The organism is uncultured Ruminobacter sp. (genome assembly GCA_902764345.1).
Taxonomy (GTDB): Bacteria; Pseudomonadota; Gammaproteobacteria; order Enterobacterales; family Succinivibrionaceae; genus Ruminobacter.
This window is the reverse complement of sequence record CACWVT010000064.1, coordinates 1-9,504: the sequence shown is the minus strand read 5'-3', so window position 1 is coordinate 9,504 and position 9,504 is coordinate 1. Positions and strand designations below refer to the sequence as shown.

General features: G+C 44.2%; 13 protein-coding genes. 6 read left to right on the top strand and 7 right to left on the bottom strand.

Features of this window, described 5'->3' with window-relative positions:
* The 5 genes from QZU58_RS09175 to QZU58_RS09155 form a co-directional block, all read left to right on the top strand.
* A partial coding sequence (locus tag QZU58_RS09175) for a hypothetical protein (RefSeq protein WP_294496227.1) occupies nucleotides 1–190 on the top strand: 190 nt, incomplete at its 5' end.
* Nucleotides 190–585 (top strand): IS66 family insertion sequence element accessory protein TnpB, encoded by a 396-nt coding sequence (gene tnpB / locus QZU58_RS09170; RefSeq protein ID WP_294496225.1) that lies wholly within the window; start codon nucleotides 190–192, stop codon nucleotides 583–585. The genes QZU58_RS09175 and tnpB, both read left to right, overlap by 1 nt.
* A gap of 261 nt (nucleotides 586–846) precedes the next feature.
* Nucleotides 847–1,191, top strand: a complete 345-nt coding sequence (locus QZU58_RS09165; protein ID WP_294496223.1) for a hypothetical protein — start codon at nucleotides 847–849, stop codon at nucleotides 1,189–1,191.
* 128 nt (nucleotides 1,192–1,319) lie between these two features.
* On the top strand, nucleotides 1,320–2,558 hold the full coding sequence (locus QZU58_RS09160; protein WP_363174837.1) for an IS66 family transposase: 1,239 nt from the start codon (nucleotides 1,320–1,322) through the stop codon (nucleotides 2,556–2,558).
* Nucleotides 2,531–2,680 carry a hypothetical protein gene (locus tag QZU58_RS09155; RefSeq protein WP_294496221.1) on the top strand — a complete coding sequence of 50 codons (150 nt, stop codon included), beginning with the start codon at nucleotides 2,531–2,533 and terminating at the stop codon, nucleotides 2,678–2,680. Before QZU58_RS09160 ends, QZU58_RS09155 begins: the two co-directional genes overlap by 28 nt.
* 330 nt (nucleotides 2,681–3,010) lie before the next feature.
* Here QZU58_RS09155 and QZU58_RS09150 read toward each other — a convergent pair whose 3' ends face one another.
* Genes QZU58_RS09150 through QZU58_RS09135 form a run of 4 tightly spaced genes read right to left on the bottom strand, consistent with a single transcriptional unit; the run spans nucleotide 3,011 to nucleotide 6,966 of the window.
* The gene (locus QZU58_RS09150; RefSeq protein WP_294496220.1) at nucleotides 3,011–4,597 is read right to left on the bottom strand and encodes a recombinase family protein; all 1,587 of its coding nucleotides are present in this window, start codon (nucleotides 4,595–4,597) and stop codon (nucleotides 3,011–3,013) included.
* Nucleotides 4,584–6,320, bottom strand: a complete 1,737-nt coding sequence (locus tag QZU58_RS09145; protein WP_294496217.1) for a recombinase family protein — start codon at nucleotides 6,318–6,320, stop codon at nucleotides 4,584–4,586. The genes QZU58_RS09150 and QZU58_RS09145 overlap by 14 nt, the downstream gene beginning before the upstream one ends.
* A 27-nt stretch (nucleotides 6,321–6,347) precedes the next feature.
* The gene (locus tag QZU58_RS09140; protein WP_093143587.1) at nucleotides 6,348–6,542 is read right to left on the bottom strand and encodes an SHOCT domain-containing protein; all 195 of its coding nucleotides are present in this window, start codon (nucleotides 6,540–6,542) and stop codon (nucleotides 6,348–6,350) included.
* Nucleotides 6,523–6,966 (bottom strand): sigma factor-like helix-turn-helix DNA-binding protein, encoded by a 444-nt coding sequence (locus QZU58_RS09135; RefSeq protein ID WP_294496215.1) that lies wholly within the window; start codon nucleotides 6,964–6,966, stop codon nucleotides 6,523–6,525. The genes QZU58_RS09140 and QZU58_RS09135 overlap by 20 nt, the downstream gene beginning before the upstream one ends.
* Nucleotides 6,967–7,267: 301 nt before the next feature.
* On the opposite strand from QZU58_RS09135, the gene QZU58_RS09130 reads away from it, so the two are divergent.
* Entirely contained in the window at nucleotides 7,268–7,891 is a 624-nt protein-coding gene (locus QZU58_RS09130; RefSeq protein WP_294496213.1) for a hypothetical protein, read from the top strand.
* 61 nt (nucleotides 7,892–7,952) lie between these two features.
* Here QZU58_RS09130 and QZU58_RS09125 read toward each other — a convergent pair whose 3' ends face one another.
* The 3 genes from QZU58_RS09125 to QZU58_RS09115 form a co-directional block, all read right to left on the bottom strand.
* Complete coding sequence (locus QZU58_RS09125) at nucleotides 7,953–8,486, bottom strand: N-acetylmuramoyl-L-alanine amidase (protein ID WP_294496211.1); 534 nt, start codon at nucleotides 8,484–8,486, stop codon at nucleotides 7,953–7,955.
* On the bottom strand, nucleotides 8,476–8,901 hold the full coding sequence (locus QZU58_RS09120; protein WP_294496209.1) for a phage holin family protein: 426 nt from the start codon (nucleotides 8,899–8,901) through the stop codon (nucleotides 8,476–8,478). Before QZU58_RS09120 ends, QZU58_RS09125 begins: the two co-directional genes overlap by 11 nt.
* 41 nt (nucleotides 8,902–8,942) lie before the next feature.
* On the bottom strand, nucleotides 8,943–9,504 hold a 562-nt coding region (locus QZU58_RS09115), incomplete at its 5' end, for a glycosyltransferase (RefSeq protein WP_294496207.1).

Sequence of the window (9,504 nt, the reverse complement as noted above, 5' to 3'; positions counted from 1 at the left end):
TGCTGATGATAACACTGAAGGCAGTTCATTTTTCATGATTGAAGTGCCTCCGGCTCCGACTGTTCATACCTCCAAAGAACATGATAATTCCATCGTATGTCAGATAGAACTGACCTCGGGTGCAAAACTCAGTATTTCCAACCGAATTCAGACGGAACTGTTACTGCGGATTTTGGATGTTGTTGTCTGATGCTCGAAAGAATAACTCCCGGAATTGATAAATTTTACGTGGCCTGCGGTAAAACTGACATGCGCATGGGAATCAACGGACTGGTGAACAAAATCACCACGGAATTTAAACTTGAACCCTGCAGTAACTCAGCTTTCCTGTTCTGCGGAATCCGAAAAGACCGGATAAAGGTGCTTCTGTGGGACGGCAGCGGTTTTATCCTGATGTACAAAAGAGAGGAACGGGGAAGTTTCAAATGGCCGAGAAATCATACCGAAGCAAAACAGATAACCATCCAACAGCAGGAAGGGTTGCTTCGCGGGATGGAAATTGAACCGGTAAAGCCGATTGAAAAAATCACGGGGTCCAGATTTACCGAACGAAATTCCATTGTTCAGAATCTTCTGAAATCTTAATGAATACTGTCTGTTTTTACCTGTAAAAACCTGATGACAAAAAGCGCCAACAACCCTTGAATTTATTGGGGTTTTCGGCGTTTTTTGCTATCGGAAAAAGTGCTTTTATGGTATAATTCACACCAGTAAACGAAAGGTTTTTCAAATAGGATTTCAGGGTAAAGATGGCAAATAAAAAAGAGCAGCAGAACAGAAAAAACGCTTCTGTTCAGTCTCAGAATTCCCTGGATCCGAATTCAAATCAAAGTCTGCAGGAACAGCTTGAGCAATTACAAAAAGCTGGTATCTTCTCTGACTGACAAGATTGCCGGAATGGATAAGCTGGTAACAGCCCAGGCTGACAAAATATCCCGAATGAACAATCTGCTTCTCAGAGCGGTTGCCGAAAACAAGAGACGTGAAGAGATCGTGGAAGGTTTCAGGCAAATGCTCTTTAAAACAGGTAATACTTCGGAAAGCAACATTGTTACCAAATACATGAAAGCCTCAAAGCCCGAGCAGGAGAAAGAGGAATGCGGACGTCAGTATTCACTTTTTGACAGCGATAACAATGTTTTTAATGAGATTGAAAAAAATCTCCCTGTCTTGCCGGGAACGGGGCTCTGACAAAGGAACTGGACCTTCCTGAAGAGCAGAACACCGACAGACAGAAAACTTCAGGCAAAAAGAACCGGAAAAAACAAAAGGAAGCCTAGAGACTTTCATTAACCGGAAACGGTCTTGATAAGCTTGGACTGGAAGTTGTTGAACGCTTCATTGATGATGGTCCTGAGGCCGACATCTGCCCAAAGTGTCACGGCATAATGGATGAAATGGCAACAGAAACTGTGTCAAAGAGTCTGATGTTCAGACCTGCATCCTATTACATTCTTGAGACAAAGAGGCGGGGTTACAAATGTCCCGTCTGTCAGAAGAATAACGACAGATTTATCAGAAAGCAGGAATCTCCCGCAGTCCTGCTGCCACACTCCGTGGTATCACCTTCACTGCTTGCTCATGTCATAACTCAGAAGTTTGTTTACAGCATGCCGCTGTACCGTCAGGAACAGCAGATGATTGATGCCGGAATACCGATTGTAAGAAAGGTTCTGAGCGACTGGTGTCAGAAGGTGTTCAGCAACCAGCTGGAAAACTTCTGCGAACTGCCTAGACAGGAACTCTTTAAATACTGCCACATACATGCAGACGAAACCCCGGTTGAGGTCATAAAAACCCACGAAGGCAGAAAACCGAAACAGCAGTACATGTGGGTGTATTCCACCACCAAATGGGCTCCGCATCAGATAAGATACTTTAAACACGAATGCGGACGAAGCAGTGATTATCCGCTGAAGTTCCTGAAAGGATTTGAAGGATATCTGCATACGGACGGTTACACCGGATACGATAAAACAGTGAGGGAAAGTCGGGGAAAAATCATCAGATGTGAATGTCTGGTACATGCCCGACGGCTCTTTGCCGACATTTTAAAACTTGCCAAAGACAAACAGAACAGTGAAACCATGCTGGCTGCAAAAGCAGTCACGCTGCTGGATCGCGTGTTTGTGGTAGAAAAAGAGGCAAAACTCAGCTGTGTTGACGGTTCCGGAGTTCGGGATCCTGAAAAGGTAAAAGCCCTGCGTCTGGAAAAAACAAAGCCGATATTGGATAAATTCTTTAACTTCTGTCAGGGGATAAAGGATGCCCGGTGCTGTCTTCCGAAAAGCCGCCTGAGTCAGGGGGTACAGTACGTATTGGACAGAAGTCAGGAACTGATGAACTTCCTCAATGACTGCAACTGTGACATCAGCAATAACACTGCTGAAAACTCAATACGTCCGTTTACCGTGGGAAGAAAGAACTTCTTATTTAACTTCACAGAGAATGGAGCAGACATCAGTGCCGGCTACTACACCATCATCCAGACAGCGATAGCCAACGGTCTGGCTCCGTACAAATATCTTGAATGGCTTCTTACGGAATCAGTTCGGTAAGACCGAAGAACGTACTCAGCAACATGAGTCTTCTTCTGCCGTGGTCAGACAAGGTTCCCGCAGACTGCAGGTCAAATAATCTGGAAGACCTGCGTAAGGCTGAAACAGCTTCCAAGGACTAAACCTTTACAACATCAAAAACTCACTGTGGTAGTAGCACAGTGAGCTTCAATTATAAATAACCCTATTTGCTTACACGTTTACCATATATCAACGCGTTACACACCTTTTTTCTACATTTTAGGTTCGTATCAAAAACCACGTAGGATTAGAAATCTCTATACAGAATTTGATACCGAGCCATATGGCATAAGGCTTTACAGCTTATACAGGCTCATCGGGCTTACTTGTACACTTTGGGCTTTTGAGGTGTAAATTACTTCGATAAATAAAAAAAGTCCGACTACCATCATCACAGTAATCAGACCTTTAATCTTTAAGTTATACCGCTTTTATCCCTCAAACTCCGAACTGTTCTTGAACCTAAAAACCAGTCTGCCATCAGCATATGCCGTGATGTAATCCAGCAGAGCGCACCACAGGTTTTCACTGAATTCTGATATTTGGCCGTTCTGCTCCTTCAGCTTTTTAATGAAATTCTCGATGATGCCACGCCGTTCGAGAAGATTGCTGAGTTTCTGTTCGACTCGTTTCTTCTGTTCTTCGGCCTTGCAAAACTTTTGAGTAATCTCATCATACCTTTTCCGGTATTCGGTCTGATCCTGTGCCGTGGTTGAATTCTGCTGAATAAGCTGGCGCAATGCAGAATCGAGAGTTTGCATCTCAGTCAGGAGAGCTTGCTGTTTCTGCTCCAACTCTGAGGGATCAAGGTTGGCGGCGAGTGCTTCTTCACAGGCTCTGATTGCTTTTGAAGAACCTGTTAACAACTTATTGACGGCAATTGTGAATCGTTCTTTAATCTGATTTTCATCGAACACAGGTGTGGTGCAGCGTTTATCCTTGTTCTTGTATTTGTTATTGCACTGCCAGATGATTCTTCGGAACTTATCGTTGGAGTGCCAGACTTTGGAACCGTACCAACCACCACAGTCCCCGCATTTGATTTTACCGGAGAGCAGATGAACTCCGCTGTGCCGGTTGTTTCCTGCTGTGCGACGTGCAAGTTCAGCCTGAACCATGTCAAAGGTCTGCGGATCGATAATGGCTTCATGGTTATTTTCCACATAATACTGCGGAACTTCACCTTGATTGAGCTTCATCTTCTTAGTCAGAAAATCCTCGCAGAAAGTTTTCTGTAGTAGGGCATCACCTTTGTATTTTTCATTGGTTAGAATGCTTCTCACTGAACTGCTGCTCCATGTATCTCGGCCTGCCGGAGTCTTGATTTTCTCCTCTGTCAGTTTTCGTGCAATGGTATGCGGAGTCATGCCTTTCAGGAACATAGCGTAGATCTGCTTAACGACTTCAGCCTGTTTCTTGTTAAGCACCAAATTTCCATCCTCGCCACGATCGTAACCGAGAAAATTCTTAAATGGCACAGTTACCTTGCCGTCAGCAAATCTCTTGCGCTGTCCCCATGTGCAGTTTTCGGAAATCGAACGGCTTTCCTCCTGGGCGAGAGAGGACATGATGGTCAGCAGCACTTCGCCTTTGGCATCGAAAGTCCAAATATTTTCTTTCTCGAAATACACCTCCGTGCCGTTTTCCTTGAGCTGTCTGATGGTAGTGAGGCTGTCTACGGTATTTCGGGCAAATCGGCTCACAGACTTTGTGACGATAAGATCGATCTTGCCATCAAGAGCATCAGCAATCATTCGCTTAAAGCCTTCACGGCGTTTGGTGCTGGTTCCGGTGATGCCTTCATCGGTATACACATTCACGAACTCCCAGTCATCACGGCCTTTGATGTAGTTGGTGTAATAATCAACCTGTGCCGTGTAGCTTGAGAACTGATCGTCATGATCTGTTGAGACACGGGCGTAGCCTGCAACTTTCCTTTTCTGATTTGATGCAATGGGAGCAGACGTGAATCTTGTAAGTGTTGCCGGGATGGTCTGAACCTTTCTATTTGCAGCCATTTTTCTTTGCCTCCTTTAATTGTTTAAGTCTTTCGCTCATTGCCTTTCGGCGTTCATCTGTCCATTTAGGCTGTCTGACCTTGATGCAGTATTCAGCCTGTTCGGTATGACCATTTTTGAAGGTAAACTCCATAAGTCCGCTTCTGACCATTGTGATGTGGTCAATTCGATTCATGAAAGCCTCACTGTCAAATTCCTCAAGTCCTAAAATACCTGCCGATATTTCTTTGAGTTCTTCTTCTCGAATGCCTCGGATACCACATGAGTTTCTGCATCGCCAGAATACAAGTTGTTTTCTTGATTTATGTTCTGCCTGTCTTTTGACGGTATCTCCGCAACAGCCACAGATGATTCTGGTAGTAAAAGCAGAGTGGGGACCAACACCTTTGACTCTATAATCTTTAAGCCACTTTTTCTGTTGTGCCTTCAGTTCGTCAGTCCAGCAGTCTGTTCTGGCTGTAGAATGCCATTCTTTGCTGATAACTCCTCCTTCTATAAAATTGAAAAGCAGAAGACCTTGGTAGGGAACATCGATTCGTTCAATTCGTTTGCTAAAAATCTGCTCATCAAATTCATCAAGTCCTAAAACCTCAGAGCAACACTTCTTAAGGATTATTTCGGGGATTTCATTGTTTTCGCAGAGTGACGTGTTCTTGTGATGCCGACCGCAGTTCCAAGCGCGGTAATACCCATTGATAGGGTGTAATGCTGAGTGGTATTTAGCATTGGTTGATCTCGTGCATCTTATGAATGAACTGCCGCATTTGCCACATCGTAGCTTTCTTGTAAAGCATGTAGTATTGAGGCTTTTATTTGCGAAAGGTCCTAATTCTCTTCGTCTAGCCATTTCATTCTGAACCAAGCGGAATGTTTTCATGTCGATTATCGGCTCATGGGTGTTCTCGACGAAATACTGTGGTAACTGACCGGTATTTTTAATATGCTTTTTGGTAATCGGATCATCAGTAAATTCTTTTTGCAGGAGCAGATTACCGGTGTACGTGATGTTGGTGAGCACGGTCTTAATACTGTGATCTCGCCATCGGCACCCATTTCTTGTTGTGATGCCTTCAGATGCAAATTCCCTCTCGGTTTCAAAACGTGATTTCCCATCAAGGTAGTTCTGATAGATACGTTTAACAATTTCAGCTTCATGCGGAATGACGACCAGATGATCACCTTCCCATTGGTAACCGAAAACTCTTACCCGACCATGGGGAATGCCTTTCTGAAATCTTTTCCTCGCTCCCCATTTGACATTTTCCGAAATGCTCCGGCTTTCTTCCTGGGCGAAAGAGGCAAGGAGCGTCAGCATCAGTTCACCATCGCCTGACAGTGAACGAATACGTTCTTTCTCGAACTGTACCTCGATGCCTAACTCCTTTAACCGCCTTACGGTGTTGAGCAGATCTACCGTGTTACGGGCAAATCTGCTTATGGACTTGGTAAGAATGATGTCAATCTTACCGTCCTCACAGTCCTTAATCATTCGTTTAAACTCGGCTCTGCGCTCAACACTTGTACCGGAGATGAAACTGTCGGCATATACTCCAGCAAATTCCCATTCAGGATTATTCTGAATGAGATCGTTGTAGTAGCTGATCTGAGTTGACAGAGAATGAGCCAGTCTGTCTGATTCCATGGAGACACGTGCATATGCCGCCACCCGTTTTCTGGCAGGCAGGGCTATGCTTTTTACATCAATTTTCTTTATCGTTTTCATAGTTATACCCTCGTTTTGATACCACTATTACTCACTCTTATCGCCTGACTTATCAAGCGATAGTGTTAAGAGTTTTCCGATAAGCGGGGTGAATGCCCCAATAAGAAAATCATCAATTTTCCTGAACTCTGTTTTGGTCAGGAATCCCTGTTTCAGAAAGCATTCAGCCATGTGCCGTGCCACCAGATAGTTCATCTCAGATTCAAACTGCTTCGGTGTCATGCGTCACTCCTTCATATCTGTGTTTGATGTAGCACTCGTGGCAGCAGAACTTATGAGGTTTGGGACCGTACCAGGTGAACTCCTTTCCGCAGCATAGGCATTTGCCTGTGTGAGGATTACGGCGATTAACCTGTTCGGGATGTGCATTCCACCAAGTTAGCCGACACTCATCAGAGCAGAATTTACGATGTTTAACCTTTTCTCTTTGGATGAGCTGCTTGCCACAGCATCTGCAGAAAGTCGGCAGTGCTAAAGGCGTATCCGACTGAGACTGAAAAGCTTCCTTGCGGTTACCGGCAAGCCCCGAACGCTGGCAGTAACTTTTAACGGTAGCTACGGTGACACCCATCGCTTTGGCAATGGCGTTATAACTGAAGTTCTGCTCGCGCAGAGTTTTGATTATGGATTTCTGTTGTTCTGTCATAAATCTTTGACCTCCTACTATACCAATGGACGTGAAAACCATGTTTTGACGATGACTATAGAAAAATATTTTTTGAGTGGTTAAAAGTTGCACAGCCGTGTATCGAGAAGAACGTCAAGGTAATGGAGCGAAGGTGGCTGTAGGGGGAATGGTTGCTATTTCTGTCTAATTGTTAGAAATGTGATGTATATCAACAAAATAATTCACCAAAAAACGAGTGAGAGCGTGACTCGAAATATAAATATTTGGGAAAGGTTCTGAATTGTGGTCGGAACCTAAACAGTCTTAAAAGGAGAAAACAATGAAAAAAATTAAACATCAAACTAATACTTTGGGAGGAACAACAATGTCTGTAAAAGATGTTACAAAGGAGATTTTATATATGTCTGTAAACGGTCTTTCCACCACTGTTGGAGATGGTATATCCGATGAACTCAAGAAGATTTTAAATTACGATAGCATATTACCGAAACACACTCCAAGTGCTTGTTTAGATTATAAGAACCGGTATTTTGAGGGGACTGAAACAGCACCTATAATCATTGAAGCAGTGAGTAAAGCAATAGATAGTGCTGGCGTTGTTTTACCAATCGGAACTTTGCTTTTGCACGGTGGTTCTTGGTGGGGCAAGGATCTAAAAAGCGTAGTAACAAATCGACCTTTATCTACTACAATAGATCCTTGTGTTGCTTTTTACTTTATGACCGCAAAGAAAAACGAAGAAAGAGGTAGAAGGGATATTATGGTTATGAATGTAAATGAATGTGGAATCAAAGCATTTCCGTATAATCGTAGGGTTAGACGTTCAAACGAGCAGGAAATACTTTTACAGTCGGATATTAAATTGAGTATAGCAAAAGACAGTTTTATAAAAACTGATTTAATGGAATTTCACTTAACACTGATAGATGTTAGTTTGCCCTAAATAAAGTCATTTTCTTTAGAGAAGCAGTAGCACGAATAACTATGTGCTACTGCTATTGATCTTACAGTTGGCTATTCACCGCTTGAGCCAAATCGCCCAACTTCCCGAATAGCCAATTTCCGGGACAGGACTTCCTTGCAAACCAACGGTGAACCGTCAACAGCATTTCATCAGGCTTCACCTCATAGTTCAATGCCTTATCCCGATCAGCAATCCACAAAAGTTTCTTCTTGCCATTCCTTCTGCAGATATCAACGCACAGATTCACCAGTGAGGCATACACCTTATCATTCATGGTGTAAGGTTCCGTCAGATCTGATGCGCACTCGATGGTAACAGCTCGCTGGTCATTATCCCGGGATGATGAGCACCAGGATCGGTTCTCTTCATCAACGCAGAGTCCGATTCTGCCATCAGCCCCGATGCAGTAGTTGCAGCTTGCCTGTCTGCTACTATCCTTAAAGCAGTCGCAGATGCGTTCCGCGCTGAGCTGACCGACAACAGCGTGAGGTGTGATGCGGTCAATTGCATGAGTCCTTCTGCCGGAATGGTTCGGACTCAATCTGGTGTAACTCACTAATGGACTATTTGCCATTTTCGTTCTCCTTATTTTCTGATTTATCGTGTAACTGGTTTAAAGCCTTTCTGACCACAGCCGGTATCGGCAGACCGAGATGTGTAGCATTCTCGAGTAAGCTGATACCTTCGTTTGAGAGGTAAAAGAAAATCACTGCGGTTCTGAGAACACTTCCGGTCTGAAAAATTCTCGTATCCAGAATGCTGGCAATGCCAACGAGCATAAAGACAACCACCTTACGGCAGATACCTTTAAACCCGATGGAACTTGATAGTTTTCCATCAACTATTCCGCACATAACGCCGCTGATGTAGTCGATAACCGTAAAGGCAATCAGGGCATAGAGCAGTCCGTCACAACCGCCGAGGAAATAACCGAGCCAACCGCCTATACCCGTGAACATTGCCTGAGCCATATTCCAAAGCTCTCTCATGTTTTTTCTCCCAATAAAAAAGGCGACCTTTAAGCCGCCCGTCATTTAACTCTGTTTACGTTACTTCGCACCCGTTCAAGAAACTCCCGGTCAAGATATCCTTCCACGCGATCACATGCCGAGAGGTACTTATGCCAGTAGGCATATGCCCGGAAATCAAGGTAGATGAATTTATTCCATGGTTTCTCCATTGAGAGGTAATGCACCATCAGCGGAGCCATGTCCTTGTATCCGGGATTGAACCAGATGGCATTGAACTCACCTGAAAGCCGGTGCTTTTCTTTGAAGTGAAGATTCACAAAATCCTGCTCCGGGCAGTACATGAAGTCACCATGCTTTTCGAGTTCAGTGATGAACTGCTGATACAGTCCTTTGCAGTCAGCCTTGTAGCACATAAGACCGGTATTGAAATACAGCGGAGTGTTCACGATTTCCTTAAGTTTCATCTGCTTCATCCACTTATCACGGTTTTCACGTTCGCTGACTCCGAAGATGCCGGATTTCTGCTCTGCCGTAATCTCCTCAAGGAGAGGAACCGCCGAGCCGAGAAACAGAGTGTCCAAATCAAAGTTCAGGACACAGTCCGTTTCTGCAGAAACTTCC

What these genes read in the sequence shown, in the direction of transcription:
- QZU58_RS09155 (WP_294496221.1), top strand. Translation starts at nt 2,531, where the DNA reads ATGGCTTCTTACGGAATCAGTTCGGTAAGACCGAAGAACGTACTCAGC.
- QZU58_RS09120 (WP_294496209.1), bottom strand. Translation starts at nt 8,901, where the DNA reads ATGAGAGAGCTTTGGAATATGGCTCAGGCAATGTTCACGGGTATAGGC.
- QZU58_RS09135 (WP_294496215.1), bottom strand. Translation starts at nt 6,966, where the DNA reads ATGACAGAACAACAGAAATCCATAATCAAAACTCTGCGCGAGCAGAAC.
- QZU58_RS09130 (WP_294496213.1), top strand. Translation starts at nt 7,268, where the DNA reads ATGAAAAAAATTAAACATCAAACTAATACTTTGGGAGGAACAACAATG.
- QZU58_RS09150 (WP_294496220.1), bottom strand. Translation starts at nt 4,597, where the DNA reads ATGGCTGCAAATAGAAAGGTTCAGACCATCCCGGCAACACTTACAAGA.
- QZU58_RS09140 (WP_093143587.1), bottom strand. Translation starts at nt 6,542, where the DNA reads ATGACACCGAAGCAGTTTGAATCTGAGATGAACTATCTGGTGGCACGG.
- tnpB (WP_294496225.1), top strand. Translation starts at nt 190, where the DNA reads ATGCTCGAAAGAATAACTCCCGGAATTGATAAATTTTACGTGGCCTGC.
- QZU58_RS09125 (WP_294496211.1), bottom strand. Translation starts at nt 8,486, where the DNA reads ATGGCAAATAGTCCATTAGTGAGTTACACCAGATTGAGTCCGAACCAT.
- QZU58_RS09145 (WP_294496217.1), bottom strand. Translation starts at nt 6,320, where the DNA reads ATGAAAACGATAAAGAAAATTGATGTAAAAAGCATAGCCCTGCCTGCC.